Consider the following 18,629-nt stretch of genomic DNA (forward strand, 5'->3'; position numbering starts at 1 on the left):
AGGGAGCGTGAGTCCCTCGCGGGTGTGCGCCCCAGGAGCGAACCCGCGCACACCTCACCCGTGATCGGCTACACCAGTCGGCGGGACGCCATCCTCTACAGGTAACGGCGGAGGCTGTGGAGCTCTACCGCCGTCTACAACAGTTTTGACGGCAGCCGGAGAGCGGGCTGGCGGCGCGGGGAGGTCGGTGGCCGCCGGGCTGATCGGGTGCTTCCTGGACGTCACTCGATCGAGGGGTGGGGCCAGTTGAGTTCGGAACTTCTGACAGGTGCTTCACCGAGTCACCCGTACAGACCAGAAGTGAGGCCAACGGAATCCGGAAGGGTGGGGCCAACAGAACCCGGTAGAAACAGCCTCGCGACACAACAGCAGGTCACGGCGAAACGAGCGGGCCGCTGGCACCGTGGCGAAGCACCCCGTCCCGTCTCAACATGACGACAGCGAGGCACAGGTTTCTGGCAGAAAAATACCGATCATGCTTCGAGTGCGATACCGTTCTCTTGTTGCAGTCCAGTTCGGGCCGCGGCCACCCAACCTGCCCACCCAAGGAGCATCCGATGATCCCCGCCGGCCGCACCGCCGCCGACACTGCCAAGGCCGCATCCCTGCTCGGCATCAGCCCGCGCACCTTCACCAACACCCGTCGCTGGGAGAAGCTGGCCGCCAAGCCGATCAGCCGGCCCGGCGCCAAGTTCCGCTACTGGGACGAGGAGCAGCTGCTCGCCGCCGTCGAGGAGCGAGAGATCCCGCTGCTCACCCCGGCCGACCCCGACGCGCTGTACACGGTGCCGGTCGAGGACAAGGCGCTGCAGAAGCTTGTGCTCGACTACCTCACGGCCTACCTCACCGGTGCCGACACCAAGGTCGCCGTCGCCGACGACGCGAAGATCCCCGCGGTCAACGAGAAGTACCAGAAGGTGGAGCTGGTCGACCTGTATGCCGAGGACGCGCCGGTGGCCGCCGAGGACCAGGTGGTCGACGTCAACGCCAAGCTGATCGCGACCAACGCGAAGGGCGCCTGGCCGCTCGACATCCAGCTGCGCCTGGAGTTCAGCGTCAGCCGGTGGGTCGTCTGCGCGCTCGCCCGTGAGAACGACGACGACCTGCTCGACGTCGAGGAGGCCTACCTGGTGATCCCCGAGGAGCGCCGGCCCACCCCGTCGAGCTGGCGTACCTACACGGCCGACAAGTCCGACTCGAAGTACACCTCCGGTCCGCAGCCCGATGCGCTCGTCTTCGGCGTCAAGCACTACCGCCGGGGGACCATCAAGGTCTGGGACAGCCAGGAGCGGTTCCTGCAGGGCGAGAAGAAGACCGGCGGCCGGCCGGTGGGCGTGGTGGAATCGAAGCCGCGGCCGCGCCAGGCCGGGCGCAACGTCGTCGCGGAGCAGCGGCGCGAGCGGGTGCGGGAGATGCTGCGCGCGAACCCCTCCTTGACGGCGGACCAGGTTGGCGAGGACCTCGGGGTGTCCCGCGAGTGGGGCCGCAAGCTGCTCAACGAGATCAAGGGCGCGGAGAGCGCCTGATTCCTTGATGGTCGGATCGCGCAGGCCATCAAGGAATCGACCGCCCGTGAGCCGGGCCACGCCGATCGCGCAGGCCATCAAGGAATCGACCGCCCGTGAGCCGGGCCACGCCGATCGCGCAGGCCATCAAGGAATCCCCATCTCCTGCTTGACGTGCGGCGTTACGGAATCGTGTCCACTCCAGGGGTCGATCATCAACGGGTGCGTCAAGGTATCCGGGGTTGTCTCTACGCCAGTAGCAATCCGCACCGACCGCCCACGACCAGGTGTGCGGACGAGGAGGGAGACCCGGACGTGACCACCAGCGTGGCCAGCAGGACCGTGCGACAGCGCAACAGCGGGGAGAGCTTCGACCGGCAGGTCCTGGCGTTGCTCTTCCAGCACCGGCTCGTGACGGCGGACCAGCTGCGGGAAGTGCTCGGCCCCTTCGCCAATAAGAGCTGGCCGAACCGGCGCCTGCAGATCCTGCACGCCAAGGGCTTGATCGACTCCGTGACCCGCTCCTACTTCCCCGGGCGGTTGCGGACCTTCTTCCTCACCGACGCCGGACGGGAGATCGCGGGCGAGTTCCGCGAGCTGGCCGGCCTGAACAGCCCGCCGGTCAAGCTCGACCCTGACCGGGCATTGCTGAACGCCGCCCACGCCGAGGACGTCTTCCTCACGCACGTGCTGTTCCTGCGCGACGCCCGCCGGCGCGGCGACGAGTACGGCCCGCTCGACTGGGTGCCGGAGGTCTACCACAAGCTCTCCGAGCGCCGGCGCGACGCGCTGCGCGCCGATGCCCTCATGCGGTACACGGCCAGCACCCCGGAGGGCCGGACCCACCTGCGGGCGTTCATCGAGCTGGACCGGTGCACCGAGAGCAGCGAGACCCTCACCTCGAAGCTGACCGCCTACGCCCGCTTCTACGAGCTGACACCGATCCCGCTGCGGCTGCGCGGCACCACGGAGGCGCAAGGCGCTGCGCCGGCCTGGCAGGACTACTACCCGCTGTTCCCGCGGATCCTGTTCGTCCTGACCAACGGGTCCCAGACCACGATGCGCAATCGGATCGAGGACCTGCAGCTGGCCGCCACGGATAGCGCGCGGGTCGTCAACCTGCTGCGCAAGGTCCCGGCCGGCGCCGCGACGCTCGACGACATCGAGGAGCACGGGCCGTCCGCGCCGGTGTGGCACTCGCTCACCCGGCCTGACCGCGCGGCCTGCAGCTGGACCGATCTGTAGACCACCACCGTCCCCGAGAGGACCGACATGTCCCATCCCGCTCTCGCCATCGCTGACGACATCCTCGCGCGGATCGGCCCGACCAAGGCCGCCGAGCTGCGCCAGCGGACCCGGACCTTCACCTGCGTGGAGTGCGGCGGCCGCGGCCGCGCCGACCAGGAGCCGGTCAGCGCCGTGCTCACCACCAGCCCCCTGCTGTCCCGGCTGGGGTTCGCCCACCACCGCTGCTCCGACTCGCGGGTCGTCGAAGCCGGCCACGACGAGCTCGCCGTCACCGGCCCGACCGATCTCATCCCCCGCGCCATCGGACTCCCGACAAGCTCCGGGGACCGGGCCGCCCTGCTCCTCGCCTACGAGGAGGACGTCATGGTCTTCGACGGCACCGGTTCGGCATTCGACCCGGTGATCTCGCACTTCCTGGACAGCGGGTTGCAGCGACTGGTCTCGCTCGGCCGTCTGCCGGCGCCGAGTCCACGGTGGAGCGTGCGCACCGGCCCCGGGGATCGTCTGGCCGTTCGCTACGACGAGACGGAGTTGCTGTCGGGCGCCACCATGTACGCGCCGTCGGTGTGGCTCGCCATGGCCGCCGAACGGGGATCGATCGCGCTGCTCATCGGCCGGCTCGACTGGGACGACATCTACGCGGACCAGCCGCCATGGGCTTCCTACGCGAGCGCGATCAAGACCGGGAAGTTGATCGGCGGGACCGTCCCGGTGGCCATCAGCTGACGCGTGAAGTCGTCGCGCTGGGCGTCGCGGGGGGTCGGCGACGCACGGCGTGCGACGGTTAGGCCCGTGCTGCCCGGTGGAGCTGGTTGACGTGGTGGCTGAACTCACGGGCGGCCGGTTCATTCTTCCAGGGGGCAAGGGCCTCGGTGATCTTGGTCAGATACGCGGTGGCGCGGCTGGAGCTGACCCGGGCCAGGATGTCCGTGGCTTCGCGGCCCGCCGCCAGGCCGCTGTCGAGGTCGCGGGCTTGGAGGTGACTGGTGGCAACGACCGCGCGGCGGATGCCGGTGGCCCGGGCGAAGCGGTCGACCGGCATGGTCTCGGCCCGCTGGTTCCAGACCAGGGAAGTCGCGGGCTTGCCCAGGTCGCGGAACACCTCGGTGGCATCGGCGGCGAGTCGCGCTTCGTTGAAGTAGTCGAGCCATGTCGGGTCGTTGGTGCCGGGGCGGACCTGGTCGAGCAGGTCCTCGGAGCTGCCCAGCGCGGCGGTGGCAGCCGCTGTGTCGCCGAGGCGGCCGTGGGCCCGGGCTTCGGCGAGTTTGGCGAAGGCCAGGACGCGGGGCGCCGCATGGCCCTTGGCTCGCTCGAAGGCGCCCTGGGCCATGTCGACCGCCTCGTCGGGGTAGCCCTGGAGCATGCTCTGCAGTGACATCGTGGTGAGGACGTAGGCGCCCATTTCGATGTCGCCGCCGGCCCGCGCCAGCCGCAGTGCCTGGATGAAGTGCTGCTGGGCGACGGCGTGCTGGCCGCTGTCGAAGGCGGACCAGGCCACGACGCGGGCGAGTTCGGCGGTGGCGGAGAACAGCTCGCGGCCGACGTCGTCGCTGTAGGTGCCGTCCAGGAGCGGGATGGCCTGGTGGGTGAGGCACTGGGAGACCGAGCTGGAGCGCCAGTCGCCGCCGCCGAACTTGGAGTCCCACTGGCGGGCTTGGCCTGCGGCGTCCCAGAGGTCGGCCAGGTCTGTGCGGCCGATGCGCCGCCCGGCGCTCTGTCCGGTGGTGGTGTCCGAGGGTAGGGCGAGCCAGCGGGTGACGGGTGTGGCGTAGGCGGCGGTGGCGAAGGTGCCGCCGCTGAGGAAGTCGCGTCGCTTCACGGTGCCAGTGCTCCAGTAGTGCTGGACGCCGCGGATGGCGTCGGTGCGGTCTCTGGGGAAATCCCATCCCAGCCGGACGTCCGCCTCGCGCGCCACGCCCATGCCGATCTCCTCCGGGTCGACGGGCCGACCGATTCGGCCGCTCAGCGCGGCGGCGATGAGTCGCGGGGCCGGATCCTTGGGGCGCATGCCGGCCAGCCAGTTGCCCACGCTGGTATGCGAGTAGGAGGTCGGTGGCCGTCGCGGGCACCGAGCTGGTTGACGAGGTGCGCCAGTGCCTTACGGCTGACACCGTAGGTCACCAGGAAGTCGTTCAGCTTGGTGTTCGGCTGCTTCGGGGTCCGGTGCGGTTGCGCCACGGCGGTGCCTCCCTCGGTCCGGTCTCGGCTCCGGCCGGTTAACGGCCAGCGCTTTCATGGGACCGCCCGCGACCCCGGGGTGGCCAGGGCTGCGGTTTGGGCTGTTTCCGGGACGCCGGGTGGGATGGATCTGGGACGGATCTGGGATGTCAGGACGGGTGCAGCAGGTCGAGGACGGTCTGGTGGTAGACGGCGTAGACGTGTGGGAGTTCGGTCAGGTGGGCGCGTTCGTCGATTCCGTGGAGTCCTTCGTAGGGGACACCGAAGCCGGCGGTGGCGGCGATGCCGTGGCGGGCGAGCAGGTTGCCGATGTTGGAGGGGCCGGCGGTCTTGGGCCGGGGTTCGAGGCCGGTCTCCTTGGCAGCGCGCAGCAGAGCGGCGGCGGGTTCCTGGCCGGGGCCCAGCTGGAACGGGGGCCAGATGGCGACGGTGTCGACCTCGGTGGGGTGCCGGGTGGGGTGGTCTCGGTCGAGGGCTGCGGTGGCGGCGTGGACCAGGTCGTGGGCGTCGTTCTCGTTGAAGGCGGGGGTGAGGCGGATGTCGATGTAGAGCGTGCATAGGTCGGGGACGACGGAGAAGCCTTCGCCGCCGTGGCAGGCGGTGACGGAGACCTTGGGTGGCAGCGGGAAGGGGTCGTTGTCGGCGGGAGCTGGGAGGTCGGCGTTGTCGAGGGCGTGGATGAGGTGGGCGGCGCGGGAGATCGCGCCGACGGTCGGCCTGCTGGAGCCGGAGTGGCCGGAGGCTCCGTGGACTTTCACCTGGGCGCGCCACAGGCCGCGGCCGCCGACGACGACTTCGTCCAGTCCGGGGTAGCCGATCATCACGCCCTCGGGGCGGATGGTGTGCGGGTCGGCGAGGTAGGCGAGGGCCCCGCCGAAGTGGCCGGTGTGTTCGTCGACGTCCAGGAGCACCGCGAGGCCGCCAGCCAGTTCGTGGGCGCGGGCGTGGACGTCGGCGGCGATGTGGCAGAAGGTGGCGGCGGCGAGCTTGGAGTCGGCGCTGCCCCGGCCAAGCAGCCAGTTCTGCTTGACGTCGCCGGAGGTCGGGGGGAAGGACCAGGCGTTCTCGTCGCCGAAGGGGGCGGTGTCGAGGCAGGCGTCCAGTGTCCACCAGGTTCCCGGTGCCGTGCCGGCGACCTCGACGACGAGGGCGACCGGGGCGCCTGCCGGGTTATTCAGGCGCCGGTGCGGGAGATGATGGCGGGTCAGCCAGTCCTCGACGATCGCGAGGACCGGCTCGTAGGGGTCGATGCCGCCACGGCTGGGAGCGCGAACCAGCCGTTGTGCCAGGTCGACGACTGATGTCGCCCGGCTTCGGGCCGCGTCCAGCAGATTCTCGCTCACTTCGCTCCTCGCCCTTCGTCTACTTCCCGCGCGGGGTGAGCGCGAGAACCGCTTCCGGGGTGTGCAACGGCCGGGCCGATGCCCAGGCCTCCCGGGCGTGCTGGACCAGGCCCACAGCGGCTTCGGGTCCGAGCAGGACGCCGGAGTCGAAGCTGTCGGCTCCATGCAGGGACGGGAGCGGGACCACCGCCCGGGTCTCGGAGGCGACGAAGAAGCGCTCCAGCGCGGCGGGCTGCTCCACCACGCCGATCCGCAGGGTCGGGTGGCCGTTGCGCCTCTCACGCGGGTCTCGCAACTCCAGCAGGCGCAGCAGATGGGTGGTCAGTTCCGGGTGGTGGGGCGGTCCGTACAGGACGCGGTAGTGCACCAGGTCGGGAACTTGGGCGACGGCAGTCTCGATGGCCGCCAGGTAGGACTTCTCGCGGGAGCGGCTGCCGGTGACGACCAGCCATTCCTGCGCGGTGGACACGACCTCGACCATGGCTTCGATCAGGTCGGTCAAGCGGCTCGCTCGCATCACCTCGCGCACCGAGCCCACCGCCGCCACGGACGACGCCCGGTGACCCCCCGCAACGCCGACGGGGCACGCCCGGAAACCGGGAGCCCGTACTGCGGATCACGCTGCCGATAGATGATCTTTAACGGCCTTAACGGGGTCGACTCACATCTGGGATATCCGCGGGCACGGTCGGCGTGGAAGGGTCGAGTCCGTGGTCACCGGGGCCCGCTCCGACGACCACCGTTCCGCCCGTCGGCTCACTGGCGGACGGGTGCCCCACTCGCTCACCCCTAACCGGTCGAACCCAGCCGGCTGTCCGGCGAGCAGGAGAACACCCATGGAACGAGAGTCCGAACCGCCCCGGTGCCACCGGATCCTCCCGAGGCTCCGGAACTCCTGGCGGTGGCTGCGGCGCAACGCCGCCCCGGTCAGCGCGCTGACCGGAGTGGTCGCAGTGGTCGTCGCGGTGTTCAAGTAGGACCCGTGCGGCACAAAACGGGCGCCCCGGCCAACTGTCATTTGGCCGGGGCGCCCGCTGCTCGCTACAGCGCACTACGCCCGCCATAGGCGGGCACCGTACCGCAGGAGTGCACGATGTCGCGCATGTTCGAAATGCCGCACTCCCCACGGCCAGGCAGCCCGACCCGCCGCGCTCTCGGGGCCCGGTTCTACTTCCCGGGGCGTCCGAGCTGGTAGACACTCCAGCCCGCCGCGCGCCAGGGCTCGGGGTCGAGGGTGGTACGGCAGTCGATGAGCAGCGAGTTGGCGGGGCGGCTCACGAGGGCTTGGGGGTTGGCCTGCTGGTACTCGGGCCATTCGGTGGCCAGGACAACTAGATCGGCGCCGTTGACGGAGGCAGGCAGATCGTCAGTGTAGTCCAGTTCGGGGTTGCGGATCACAGCTGTGGTCACGGCCTGGGGGTCGTGAACCGTGACGGTGGCGCCGGTCTGCTGGAGGGCTTGGGCGAGAGCCAGGGCCGGGGACTCGCGGACGTCGTTGGTGCCGGGCTTGAACGCGGCGCCCCACACCGTGACCCGGGCGCCCTTGACGGGTCGGTCGCCAAGGGCGCGGGTGATGAGATCCATGGCGACGTCCGTGCGGCTCTCGTTGATCTTCTCGGCGGCGAGCAGGAGGGAGGCGGCCCGTTCGGCGCCGAGCTGCCGCGCGCTGGCGGTGAAGGCGCGGACGTCCTTGGGCAGGCAGCCGCCGCCGTAGCCGATGCCGGGCCTCATGCCGCCGCTGCCGATGCGGGGGTCGATGCCGAGGATCTCCACGATCTGGGAGATGTCGCCGCCAGCGGCCTCGCACATGTCGGCGACTGCGTTGATGTACGAGATCTTCAGGCCGAGGAAGGTGTTCGCCGCGCCCTTGGCGAGTTCGGCGGTCTGCGGGTCGCAGACGAACAAGGGGACTCCGGCGTCCAGGATGCCGGCGTAGACCGCGCGGATCGCCTTCTCTCCCTCCAGGCTGGTGACCCCGGCGATGATGCGGTCCGGGCGCAGGGTGTCCTCGACGGCGTGGCCCTCGCGCAGGAACTCGGGGTTCCAGACGACCTCGACGCTCGCACCCGCGGGGGCCAGGCGCTGGGCGAGGGCGGTGACCTGGACGGTCGTGCCGACGGTGACCGTGCTCTTCCCGACGATGGTGCAGGCCTTGGTGAGGTGTGGGGCGAGCTGGCGGATGGCGCCGTAGACCTGTGCGGTGTCGTAGGAGCGGCCGTCGGCGTCGATGGGGGTTCCGACGCCGATGAAGTGCAGCTCGGCGAACTCGGCGGCCTCGCGGATGTCGGTGGTGAACTGCAGGCGCCCGCTTTCGGTGTGGCGGGCGATCAGCTCGGGAAGGCCGGTCTCGTAGATGGGGCATACGCCGGCGTTGAGCAGGTTGACCTTGGCTTGGTCGACGTCCACGCCGATGACCTCGTGGCCGAGTTCGGCCATCGCCGCCGCGTGCGGGATGCCGAGGTGACCACAGCCGATTACTGAAATACGCATTCCTTGACTCTCACTCTTGGAGGGGTCCCGTCTGCGGGGCCGGGGAACAGTACTGAGGCTAGCGCCGTTCCCCGGCCCCACCGATCACGCCTTGTCCATGCCGGAGTTCAGCAGCTGCTCCAGTTCGCCGATCGCGTCGGCCGCAGTCTGCCGGACGACCACGTCACCGGTCTGCGGCCCCTCCAGCGGGTAGGCGAACCAGGAACCGTCCGGACGGGGGAATCCCTCCGGGTCGACGATGAACACCTTGAGCCCGGCCTCGCGAGCCCGCTTGGCCACCCACCGCCGGTCGGCGTGCAGCCCGACCACGAGCAGCGCCTTCGCCTCCGGGTGGAAGGTGACCGGCGGGATTCGCTGGTCGTAGCGGCGCATGAACTCCTCTTCGAACCCGGCGCGGGCACCGAGCGCGTCGAAGTTGTTCGTGATGAACGGGCCGACCATGTGCCCGGCCTCCTCAATCCGCTTGAGGGTGTGCAGGGCTGGCGTGACCTCGGCGTTGAAGCAGGCCCGGTACATCTCAGACAGCTCGAAGACTTTGTCCTCGGTGTTGAGCAGCATCTCCGCGAGCAGCGGGTCCCGGCCCGGCGCGAGGACGAAGGTGAAGCCCTTGCGGAGCTGCTCGTCCTCGATCTCGTTGACGTGGTACATCTCGTGGAGCCGATGCAGTGGCGGAATCCCCGCCTCGTAGGAGACGCCGCAGCCGACCTCGACCTGGAACGGCAGGTAGTTCACGAGCTGCGCCAGGTTGTCGGCGTAGGCCGGCGTGCCGGGGGTGTCCTTGACCCGGACCCCGTGGGTCAGAACCTCCCACGGTCGACGCCGGATCGCCCTCGGCGGGAACGTGTTGACGGAGGTGAACGTGGTGTCGATGGTCTCGTAGCCCGCCGGGAGCTTGCGGCCCGCGCGCTGATCCTCCTGGTGCTCCTCGACGCGGATCATGTGGAGGCGCAGGTCACCCAGCTCGAACCGGCCCGGTCCGACGTGCTTCCAGCCGCCCTCGGAGAGCATGGCGTGGTTCTGCTCCCACGCTTCCTCGATCTCCGTCTGCGGCGCGGTCACCGAGTGGTACAGGTACAACTGCTGCATGGCCAGCGACTGCGCAGCCGTGGTGTCCACGAGCCCGTACTGGAGCCAGTAGTGGACGATGCGTCGGCGCGCGTCGCCCTCGCCCGTCCAGCCGGAGTTGGCTGCGGTCTCGGCCTGCTGGGTGCGCCGCCAGATGCCCTCCTCCTCGTAGCGGGGCCGGTCGGCGTTCACCCCGTAGAAGTCGTGCCACTTGCGGAGCTGGTCGCCATCGAGCTGGTCGATGACCGTGACGGGGAACTGCATGTCGGTGTCCTCTCTGAGGTGGAATGGTCCGCCCGCATGGAGGGGGCGGGGGTGGCTGGGTTAGCTGTGGGCTCTCACCGCGTCGGTGAGAGCGGCGGTCAGGAAGTCGAGCTCTTCGTCCGTCGAGGTCAGCGGCGGGGCGACGACCAGGCCCTCGGACTTCGGGTGGCCGGCTCCGGTGAAGGGGTAGAAGAACACCCCGCGCCGCTCGGTCTCCTGCAGCAGGGGCCACAGGAGGCCGGGCGCGAGCTCTACCCCGTACAGGTGGCCCAGGCCCCTTACCTCCCGTACCTCGGGCAGGTCGGTCAGGGATCGAAGGGACGCGCCGAGCCGCTGGCCGCGCGCCCGGAAGGCCGCGTGGTCCATGGCCTCCAGCTCGTCCAGGACGCCGAGGCAGGCCGCGGCCATGAGCGGGTGCGCGGCCATGGTGCCCATCGCGGGCAGCGGGTCCGCGTCGTCGTGCCGGATCAACGGCGCGATGTCCGGCGACACCAGCACTGCGGCCACCGGGGTGTAGCCGGCGCCCAGGCCCTTGGACAGGATCACGATGTCCGGCTCGACGCCGTCCCAGTGCTGGCCGGCCAGCGGCGTGCCGGTGCGCCACAGCCCGGTCAGGACCTCGTCGTGGATCACCAGGACGTCGCGCTCCCGGCAGATCTCCGCGACGCGCCGCAGGTATCCGTTGGGCGGCACGTAGGCGCCGCCGGTGGTGCCGTTGACCGGTTCCAGCAGGACGGCGGCGACGTTCTCCGCTCCCCGGGCGTCGATCGCCTTCGCGATCTCCTCGGCGCAGGAGGCGTCGCACGTCTGGTGGCCGTGGTTGTGGGTGGGCGGGTAGGGCGCCGGGAACGCCGGGCCGATGCCGAGCGAGTCCTCCGGGCGGGGGCGGCGGGCGTGGTTACCGGCGAGTGCGAGGGTGAGCGTGCTCATCCCGTGGTAGCTCAGGTCGGACGTCAGGATGTCCCCGCGTCGCTTCCCGTCGCGTACGCGGGTGATGTTCCTGGCCAGGCCGATAGCGACCTCTACGCCGAGCGTCCCACAGGTGACCAGCGCGACGGAGTCCTCCGGCCGCCCCACGGCGCGGCACAGGCGGTCCGCCAACTCCATCTGGATGTGGGGCTGGACGACGGCAGCACCCCCGTACGAGTACTGGGAGAACTGCTGCTCGATACGGGCGAGGACCTTGGGGCTGTTCTGCCCCACGTTCACGCACAGCAGCCCGCTGGATCCGTCGAGGATCCGGCTGCCGTCGGCGCGGTGGAGCCAGGGCCCGCTGGCGGCCACGACTTCGAAGTCCGGCAAGGGTCGAGACGACGTCAGCAGCCGTTGGCGACGGTTCGCGTACTGATCCACGGGGAGGTCCCTTCTTAGGTGTACTCACTGGGTGGGGGGGTGCGCGGCGGTCGTGGGCGCCGGTCCGGCGCACCGCGGTGCGCCGGACCCGCAGGGCAGAGGCCGAGGGCAAGCCAGTCAGGTTGATGGTGTGGCCGCGCCGTCCGGGACGGGGCAGGTCAGCAGGCCAGATCGGCGTATATGGTCTTGCCATTGGCATCGGGCCAGGCACCCCACTGGCCACGGGTCAGATCGTGGACCAGGGCCAGGCCGCGGTGGTGCTCGTCGTCGCGGCCGGCCTGGATCAGGACCGGCATGCTCCGCGAGCCGTCCCGTACGCCCAGGCGCACGAGCGAATCGGTCGGCCGTCGGACGGACACCCGCATGAGGGTGCGGCATCCGGTGCCCAGCGCGTTGGTCACCAGCTCGCTGACGACCAGTTCGGCATCCGCGACGATGGCGTCCAGTCCCCACTCGCTCAGCTTCTCCCGCACCAGACGGCGAGCGATCCCGGGCGCCTGCGGCCGGTACCCCAGCATCGCTGTCGCTGGGCGCGGCAACATCGGCCGCAGCGCCGACGCCGTGTCCTCCACGGACACCTCGCCGCCGTGGCCAGGGAGCCAGATCCCGGAGGTCTGCTGTCCTGAGACCACCACGGCCGGCTCAGGACGGGCTGAACTGCTCGGCCGGGTCATACCGTGCCCCCGTACCGAATCCTCAGGGTGGTCTCGCAAGGCCATTGGCTGTCGCAGCGCGCACACCGGCCCTGCTCGCTGCGGTGCTCGTCCAGCACCATCCGGTCGGTGGTGGCCGTCGTGCCTTCCACACTGCTCAGGTGCCGCTTCGGCCGCCGGGGCAGCAACGTGGGGTTCGGGTCCGGCAGTGCGACCGCTCCAGTCCAGGGATGAGGCCTGTCCGTGCCGGTGTCAGCGCGTGTCATCAGCGCTCCAGGATTTCGAGGTGGAGCGGCGGCCCCTCGGTGTCGGGGGACGCATCGACGGGGCCCCCGCTACTGATGCCCCGTCAAATCGGGGCACGCTCATACCGTCGCGCGTCTACGCTGAATCTGCAACTGAATCTGCAATGCATCACTCGCCGCAGGAACATTGGCACATGCCAGCGCAAACGCATCGGCTGGTGCGGCGATCACATGACGTGGAATGCTGCGCGCATCGGCTGGCGCGGTGGGCATATGACCTCTGGAGGTGGGCACATGGCAGCACGACCCAGGCCAACGGCCAGGCGTATCGAGCTGGGGCACGAGCTCCGGCACCTGCGCCAGCGAGCGGGCATCACACTCGAAGACGCGGCGAAGGAGCTGAGCTTCTCCGAGACCAAACTCCAGAGGGTCGAAACGGGCCTTCAGGACCTCCGCAACGCCGCCGACCTGCGCACCCTTCTCGCCCGGTATGGCGCCGAGGAGGAGGACGTCGAGCGCCTGGTGAGGCTCCAGCGCACCGCGAAGGATCAAGATTGGTGGACTCCCTACACCGCCGGTATGGCCACGGCCATGCCCCGGTTCCTCGGCGTGGAGTCCGCGGCGGTCTCGATCCGGGCCTACCACCCCACCGCCGTTCTCGGCCTGTTGCAGTCCGAGGCCTACGCGCGGGCCCTGCACGAGATCGCCAAGCCGGTCGAGGAGTACACCACAGAGTTCGTCACGAAGAGCGTCTCGCTTCGGATGAAGCGCAAGGAGCGTCTGATGACGCCGGACGATCCCGTGAAGCTGTGGGCCATCCTCTACGAGCCGGCGCTGCGGTACGTGGTCGGCGACCTCGACCTGATGCGGGCCCAGTACGAGGAGATCACCCGGATCGCGGCTCTCGACACCGTGACCGTGCAGATCCTGCCGCAGTCCGTCCGCGGCTACCTCGCGTTCAACGATTTCACGATCTTGGACCTCGGCTCCACGCTCCCGACAACGGTCCAGGTGGACTCCGCGGGGGCCGGGATGTCCATGACGGACAAGCCGCGCGACGTCGGCCGCCACCAGCGGATGTTCGAGGCACTGTCCCGCTCGGCTCTGCCGGCCGAGTCGACACCAGATTTCCTACACCAACTCACCCGAGAGGTATGCAAATGATCACCCGGCCCATCACCGCGCCCGAACTCGCGGACCTGGCCCACTGGCGAAAGTCGTCCTATAGCGGCGCTGGGAACAACTGCATCGAGGTCGCCGACCTCATCGACACCGAGCACCAGGCCGTCGCCGTCCGCGACTCGAAGACCCCCGAGGGAGCAGCCCTGCTCTTCAGCCCCGCCGCGTTCAGCGCCTTCGTGGCCTTCGCCCAGCGCCTCGGCGTCTGACCACATACCAGGGCCGCCTCCCCCCGTCCGAAGCAGGGGGAGGCGGCCCTGCGCTGTGTACCGAAGTTCCATGCCCAGCAGGCGAACAGATCACGCCATCCTGCGACGGGCGAGCGCCCGCTCCAGATCGCCCCGGCAGTCCAGGCACATCCGCAGCGGCGGCGGGGTGCCGCGACCGGGCCGACCGCAGGTGCCGGAGCCGAACCCATCGGCCCCGGGCGCTTCGCAGCGCCACGTCACCGCTCCCGCGTGCGGCAGGGCGGGCGCGTCGTCCACGACCGGCTCCTGCTCGGCCGCCTTCTTGGCCGCTGCCTGGTCGAGTTCCTCGGTGTCGGCCTCCAGATGGTGGCGGGCCCGCTCGGCTTGCCGCTCGATCGCACGCAAGTCGCAGGTGCGACACTCCTCGCCGCTGCCAAGGATGACGCCCCGTTCGCAGTCTGGCCGCTCGCAGTCCCGCGCGTTGAGGATGCTCGCCAGGTAGCCCACCGGGCCGCGGATCTCCCCCGCGGCGATCCGCTCCGGGACGCCGGCCTTCCACCAACCCGCGTTGATCCGGGCGAGCGCGTGCTCGGGCGTACGGCCGGCCGACAGCAGCTCGCGTACCGCGCGGCGCAGCGGCGGAACCCGCAGGGCGGGGTGCTTGCTGACGCCCAGGGCGTCGACGGCCGCGAAGACGGCGTCCTCGCCCGGGACGGGGCGGGAGGTCGAGGTACGGATCGTTTTGATGCGGGGCTTCTTGGTGGTCGTCGCGGCGGAGCCGCCGTTTCGGCCTGGCTTCGATGCCGTGTGCGAGTTGCGCGGCTCGTGCGCGAAACCACCTGTACTGGCCCTACGGGCGTCCGGGAGGGATTCGTCGCTCGTTCTCGTACTACTTCTCTTAATGTCGTCCGCCTGGTGCACAGACCCTGGTCCGTCTGGTGCACAGACACCCGTCCGCGTGGTGCACACACCCCCGTCCGCCTGGTGCACAGACCCCCGTCCGCCTGGTGCACAGACCCCCCATGGAAGGCGCCCAGTTCGGCGTCCTCGCGCGCAGCTGCGCGTCGGCGCCACAGCCGGCCGTCGAGGAGGAAGTACGAGGATGCGGTCTTGCCGCCCCCCTCGCCGGCGGGCAGGTAGTTCTCGCGCGTCTCCAGTACGCCGTCGGCGCGCAGCTGGCCGAGTGCTCCGGTGACGGCGGTGCGGCCCAGCCCGGTGCAGGCCTGCAGTTCCTTCAGGGTCGGCGGCCGGTCGGTGATCGCCCGGCTGTGGATGTTCGTGAAGCTGGCGACGGCGGCGTAGACCGCCTTGTAGACCGGGGGGCGCTGACCGCACTGGGCGATGCGGGCGTCCAGTCGGATGTGGTCGATGCCCGGGGCGCGCAGCACCCTGGGCAGGGGACGGCCATCCGGGCCGAGAGCCGGCGCAGGGGCCCGTTGCTCGGCGGCCCGTTGCTCGGCGCGCTCCAGGAGCTGGCGAGCCCAGCGCTCGCGGTCGAGAAGCCGGTAGAGGTTGGCCTCCGAGACACCGGGATTGTCGGGGTCGCACTGCGCGATGACGGTGAGGAAGTGACGGTTGACCAAATCGTCGACGGCGCGATCGAACGTCCAGACGGATCGGCCCATGCATGCGGCGATGGTCTTGCGGTACGGAAGCAGCCGGTGCCGCACCTCCTCCGACCAGCCCGCCACGGACTCGGCGGTCAACGTGAAGCGGTCCTCGATGTTCGCGAAGGCGCCCAGCGCCATGTAGGCGCTCTTCGTGGCTGGCGGGCAGGATCCGTCGCGGGCGAGGCGGGTGTCGAACTCCACATAGTCCAGCCCGGTGCACAGCAGCTGACCGTCCGGTCCGGTGGAGAGCTGGGTCAGAAAGTCGGTCACCAGGTCACCTCTGGCTGCGAGCAACTGGCGGAGCAGTAGACGCTGTGGCCGTCCTCACCGGTTGGGGCGGTGGCGGGGTGGCCGTGCGGGAACAGGAAGGCCTCGAATGGTTCGTAAGCGTCTGGGGTGGTGGCTGGCTCGGGCCAGCGCTCGACCAGGGCGACACGAACGACGTGCGCGAGCATCTCCCAGGCGTCGCGGGTGTAGGGGTGGCCGGGGCCGAACACCATCGTGGCGTCGTCAACCAGACCGCAGGCCCAGCACCGGGCGATGACGGTGCGGCCCTCTGCGAGGCTGGTCCGGACTGCTTCGTAGTCCCGGCGGTACCAGAGCGGGGGAACTGGGGGGTGCTGAGGTACGGCTGGGGTGGGGGCTGACCCGGTGGGCGCTGCCAGGGCTGCTGCGGGTGCAGACTCCGGGATTCGCCGGGTTCCTGGGAGCGTTGCGACGCTGAGGCGGGAGGTGATCGAGCGGACGGTCCGCAAGGCAAGGGGCACCGGCCAGAGCGAAACCACCAGTGTGCTGATGGCCGCCGCGGTCAAGGTGCTGGCCAGGGTGGGACGGATCTCTCGGTCCAGGCAGTGTCCCCACCAGTCGTCGGCACCGGTCACGGTGAGGTACACGAAGCCAGCGGTGAGGTGGCAGAGGAGGGCGAGCAGGGCCAGGCGCTCGTGGCCGCTCAAGCCGAGGTCGAGTGGGAGCTTCGGGAAGGGCGGCATCGGGTGCTCCTGGGGGTGTTCGGCGGATCGTCGAACGAGGTAACCCCGCACCCGTTGACGGACCCGTTGACGTGGAGGCCCCGGCGGATCACAACTGGGCAACGGCCGTGATCAAGGCATCCGGCAATCGGTGGCGGGTCCCTTGACGGCCTGGAGGGGGACGCCCTGCGCCCGCCTTGCGCAGCCGTTTGAGCTGCGACGGTGCCGGTGGCCCTTGCGCATGCGCATGCGCAAGGGGTACTGCGCGCGCAAGCGCAAAGCTCTGCGCAAGGCCGCCGCATGGTGTCCGCGCATGGATCTCTTTGCGCGGGCTGGTGGCCCTCCGCCGGCGCGCACACGGGTCGGCCGAAGAGCTGGACCTCCCCGCTCCGCCCGAGGCGGCCGTCAACCAGCCCGGAGCGGTGCGCAAGGCAGCGTCAATGAATCCCGGCAGCGGGGACGATGGCCATCGATGAATCCGATGCCCGCTGGCCGGGCCCTGCCGTCGGGGAGCCGGTACCAGGCTCGGGCGGCGCCAGGCTCTGATGCGGCCCCGCTCGCGGATCGCGGCGTGGCCGTCACGGCAGGCGGCCGCCTGCCACGCGCGGGGCAGGCCATCAATGAATCCCCGGGATGCGAGAGCCGGCCATCAATGAATCCCCGGCCCCCTTGGCGGCCGTCAACCTATCTCGCGCTGGCGGGCGATGCGCCGTCAATGAATCCCCGGGACCCGCATGACGGGCCATCAACCAATCCGTGATGCTCTGGCGAACCCGCAGGTCACACGATTGATGGCATGCGTTGTGAAGGCGTTACCTCCGCAGCTTCGATCATCAACGGATCCGTCAAGGTCTGGAGGGTTTCCTCACTCGACAGCTTCCACTGAGCGAGCGAGGAGCCCTTCTCGTGAGTACGTTCTTCTCCCGGCGCGATCGGGCGCCGGACGCCGCGGCCGCCACCGACGGCGACCTGCGGCAGGCCCAGCGACGGGCCATGGCCGGCCGCGTGGGTGTGTGGGCCGCGCTGGCGTGCGGTCCGCTGGCCCTGGTCGCCGCCCTCACCGTCGTCCCGCAGGCACTGGCGAAGACCGCCCCGATCCTCCAGGCCGCCGCGCCGACCGTGATCGCGCCGCCGACCGGGTACGCCGAACTCTTCATCCAGCTCTGGCTGCGCAGCTCGCAGGACAGCCCCGCGGGCGACGCGGTGCGCGCCATGGCGCCGGGCGTCGAACTCCCGCAGCCAGCGAGCGGCGCGCAAGCGGCCGTCCAGCGAGTGGTCGCCGTGCGCAGCACGCCGATGGGTGGGCGGACCTGGCTGGTGACGGTGGCGGCGACGATGACGCTGCCGGCACCGGCCGCGCAGAGCGGCACCGACCCTTCTGCGCAGAGCTCTGGCGCTGCGCAAGGCCCCGCGCAAGGCCGTGCGCAAGCCGGTGCGCAGGGCGGGGTGCTGGGGGTCCGGTACTTCGCGGTGCCGGTCGCGATGGTTCGCGCGAATGGGTCGGGCGGGGCGCCGGATGCGTTGGCGATCTCGGCGGCTCCGGCTGAGGTGGCCGGTCCGGCGACCCTGCCCGGGCCGGATCCGGTGGCGGAGGTGTACAGCACGCAGATCGTCGGCGGGCCGCTGCAGGATTCGGTGCTCGGCTATCTGACGGCGTACCTAACCGGGCTCGGGGATAGCACCCGCTATCTGTCGCCCGGCGCTCAGATCCCGCCCCCGGGCGCCGCCTACACGAAGGTCGACCTGGTGGCGTTGTCGGCCGCCCAGTCGGTGCCGACCGCCCCGGCCGATGGGACGGTGCTCGACGTGCAGGCCCAGGTGCACGCCACCGATGCGGCCGGGGTGTGGCCACTGACCTACCCGCTCCGCCTGCGGGCCCGCGCCGGCCGATGGGAGATCGCTTCTGTGGCCCCGGCTTCCTCGCCGGCTGCTTCGACCTCGGCGGGGGTGCGCTGATGATGCCTACTTCGACCACGGTGGTTCTCGCGGGGGCGCTGCAGAACTTCGGCTTCGCCTGGGAGGCCACGCTGCTCGTCTGGATCACCAACGGGTTCCAGATCGCGCTCGGCTTGATCCTGATCCTCCAGGCCGTGCGGAAGCAATCGATCAAGGCGGCGGTCGGCGGTGCGATCGGGGTGGTCATCTGCCTGTCCATCTTCAGCGGCCGCTACTCGCTCGCCAACATGGTCCAGAGCGAGTACAAGGACCCCGGCACGAGCCCTGCTATCCCGGGCCCGATTCAAGGACTGCGTGAACTCCCGACGGTCTTCCAGGGCCGGTTGTGAGCGCCGCGCGGCCCAGGGTCGGGCGCTCGTACACCCGTGCCCGCCGGCATCCGTG

General features: G+C 70.3%; 18 protein-coding genes. 9 read left to right on the forward strand and 9 right to left on the reverse strand.

The window, feature by feature from the left end:
• Positions 1 to 557 precede the first annotated feature (557 nt).
• The 3 genes from ACZ38L_RS28950 to ACZ38L_RS28960 all read left to right on the forward strand — a co-directional run bounded on the left by ACZ38L_RS28950 (position 558) and on the right by ACZ38L_RS28960 (position 3,479).
• Entirely contained in the window at positions 558 to 1,526 is a 969-nt protein-coding gene (locus tag ACZ38L_RS28950; protein WP_465698698.1) for a hypothetical protein, read from the forward strand.
• Positions 1,527 to 1,820: 294 nt separating this feature from the next.
• Positions 1,821 to 2,750, forward strand: a complete 930-nt coding sequence (locus ACZ38L_RS28955) for a replication-relaxation family protein (protein ID WP_465698700.1) — start codon at positions 1,821 to 1,823, stop codon at positions 2,748 to 2,750.
• A 27-nt stretch (positions 2,751 to 2,777) separates the two neighbouring features.
• Positions 2,778 to 3,479 (forward strand): hypothetical protein, encoded by a 702-nt coding sequence (locus tag ACZ38L_RS28960; RefSeq protein WP_465698702.1) that lies wholly within the window; start codon positions 2,778 to 2,780, stop codon positions 3,477 to 3,479.
• Between the two features lie 58 nt (positions 3,480 to 3,537).
• On the opposite strand, the gene ACZ38L_RS28965 is transcribed toward ACZ38L_RS28960, so the two are convergent.
• The 3 genes from ACZ38L_RS28965 to ACZ38L_RS28975 all read right to left on the reverse strand — a co-directional run bounded on the left by ACZ38L_RS28965 (position 3,538) and on the right by ACZ38L_RS28975 (position 6,791).
• The gene (locus tag ACZ38L_RS28965) at positions 3,538 to 4,782 is read right to left on the reverse strand and encodes a sporulation protein (RefSeq protein WP_465698704.1); all 1,245 of its coding nucleotides are present in this window, start codon (positions 4,780 to 4,782) and stop codon (positions 3,538 to 3,540) included.
• A 298-nt stretch (positions 4,783 to 5,080) separates the two neighbouring features.
• A complete protein-coding gene (locus tag ACZ38L_RS28970) occupies positions 5,081 to 6,274 on the reverse strand; it encodes a M20 family metallopeptidase (RefSeq protein ID WP_465698706.1) in 1,194 nt (397 codons plus the stop codon).
• A 19-nt stretch (positions 6,275 to 6,293) separates the two neighbouring features.
• Positions 6,294 to 6,791 (reverse strand): hypothetical protein, encoded by a 498-nt coding sequence (locus tag ACZ38L_RS28975; RefSeq protein ID WP_465698708.1) that lies wholly within the window; start codon positions 6,789 to 6,791, stop codon positions 6,294 to 6,296.
• Positions 6,792 to 7,110: 319 nt separating this feature from the next.
• Between ACZ38L_RS28975 and ACZ38L_RS28980 the strand changes: the two genes are divergently transcribed.
• Positions 7,111 to 7,251 carry a hypothetical protein gene (locus tag ACZ38L_RS28980; protein ID WP_465698710.1) on the forward strand — a complete coding sequence of 47 codons (141 nt, stop codon included), beginning with the start codon at positions 7,111 to 7,113 and terminating at the stop codon, positions 7,249 to 7,251.
• Positions 7,252 to 7,441: 190 nt separating this feature from the next.
• Here ACZ38L_RS28980 and ACZ38L_RS28985 read toward each other — a convergent pair whose 3' ends face one another.
• The 4 genes from ACZ38L_RS28985 to ACZ38L_RS29000 all read right to left on the reverse strand — a co-directional run bounded on the left by ACZ38L_RS28985 (position 7,442) and on the right by ACZ38L_RS29000 (position 12,018).
• The gene (locus ACZ38L_RS28985) at positions 7,442 to 8,764 is read right to left on the reverse strand and encodes a UDP-glucose dehydrogenase family protein (protein ID WP_465698712.1); all 1,323 of its coding nucleotides are present in this window, start codon (positions 8,762 to 8,764) and stop codon (positions 7,442 to 7,444) included.
• A gap of 84 nt (positions 8,765 to 8,848) precedes the next feature.
• Positions 8,849 to 10,093: a hypothetical protein gene (locus ACZ38L_RS28990; RefSeq protein WP_465698715.1), complete on the reverse strand. Its 1,245-nt coding sequence runs from the start codon at positions 10,091 to 10,093 to the stop codon at positions 8,849 to 8,851.
• Positions 10,094 to 10,153: 60 nt separating this feature from the next.
• Positions 10,154 to 11,395: a class-III pyridoxal-phosphate-dependent aminotransferase gene (locus tag ACZ38L_RS28995; protein ID WP_465698717.1), complete on the reverse strand. Its 1,242-nt coding sequence runs from the start codon at positions 11,393 to 11,395 to the stop codon at positions 10,154 to 10,156.
• Between the two features lie 209 nt (positions 11,396 to 11,604).
• On the reverse strand, positions 11,605 to 12,018 hold the full coding sequence (locus ACZ38L_RS29000; RefSeq protein WP_465698719.1) for an ATP-binding protein: 414 nt from the start codon (positions 12,016 to 12,018) through the stop codon (positions 11,605 to 11,607).
• Positions 12,019 to 12,638: 620 nt separating this feature from the next.
• Between ACZ38L_RS29000 and ACZ38L_RS29005 the strand changes: the two genes are divergently transcribed.
• Positions 12,639 to 13,508, forward strand: coding sequence for a helix-turn-helix domain-containing protein (locus ACZ38L_RS29005; RefSeq protein ID WP_465698721.1), 870 nt, complete (start codon positions 12,639 to 12,641; stop codon positions 13,506 to 13,508).
• Positions 13,505 to 13,732, forward strand: coding sequence for a DUF397 domain-containing protein (locus ACZ38L_RS29010; RefSeq protein WP_465698723.1), 228 nt, complete (start codon positions 13,505 to 13,507; stop codon positions 13,730 to 13,732). Before ACZ38L_RS29005 ends, ACZ38L_RS29010 begins: the two co-directional genes overlap by 4 nt.
• Positions 13,733 to 13,822: 90 nt before the next feature.
• Here the strand turns inward: ACZ38L_RS29010 and ACZ38L_RS29015 are convergent, their stop codons facing one another.
• Positions 13,823 to 14,632 carry a hypothetical protein gene (locus tag ACZ38L_RS29015; protein WP_465698725.1) on the reverse strand — a complete coding sequence of 270 codons (810 nt, stop codon included), beginning with the start codon at positions 14,630 to 14,632 and terminating at the stop codon, positions 13,823 to 13,825.
• 101 nt (positions 14,633 to 14,733) lie between these two features.
• Between ACZ38L_RS29015 and ACZ38L_RS29020 the strand changes: the two genes are divergently transcribed.
• Positions 14,734 to 15,630: a hypothetical protein gene (locus ACZ38L_RS29020; RefSeq protein WP_465698727.1), complete on the forward strand. Its 897-nt coding sequence runs from the start codon at positions 14,734 to 14,736 to the stop codon at positions 15,628 to 15,630.
• On the opposite strand, the gene ACZ38L_RS29025 is transcribed toward ACZ38L_RS29020, so the two are convergent.
• On the reverse strand, positions 15,588 to 16,310 hold the full coding sequence (locus tag ACZ38L_RS29025; RefSeq protein WP_465698729.1) for a hypothetical protein: 723 nt from the start codon (positions 16,308 to 16,310) through the stop codon (positions 15,588 to 15,590). The genes ACZ38L_RS29020 and ACZ38L_RS29025 overlap by 43 nt on opposite strands.
• Positions 16,311 to 17,195: 885 nt before the next feature.
• Here ACZ38L_RS29025 and ACZ38L_RS29030 point away from each other — a divergent pair.
• A complete protein-coding gene (locus ACZ38L_RS29030; RefSeq protein ID WP_465698731.1) occupies positions 17,196 to 18,245 on the forward strand; it encodes a hypothetical protein in 1,050 nt (349 codons plus the stop codon).
• A complete protein-coding gene (locus ACZ38L_RS29035) occupies positions 18,245 to 18,574 on the forward strand; it encodes a hypothetical protein (RefSeq protein WP_465698733.1) in 330 nt (109 codons plus the stop codon). The genes ACZ38L_RS29030 and ACZ38L_RS29035 overlap by 1 nt, the downstream gene beginning before the upstream one ends.
• Positions 18,575 to 18,629 lie beyond the last annotated feature (55 nt).

This window comes from Kitasatospora sp. NPDC024654, assembly GCF_055559155.1.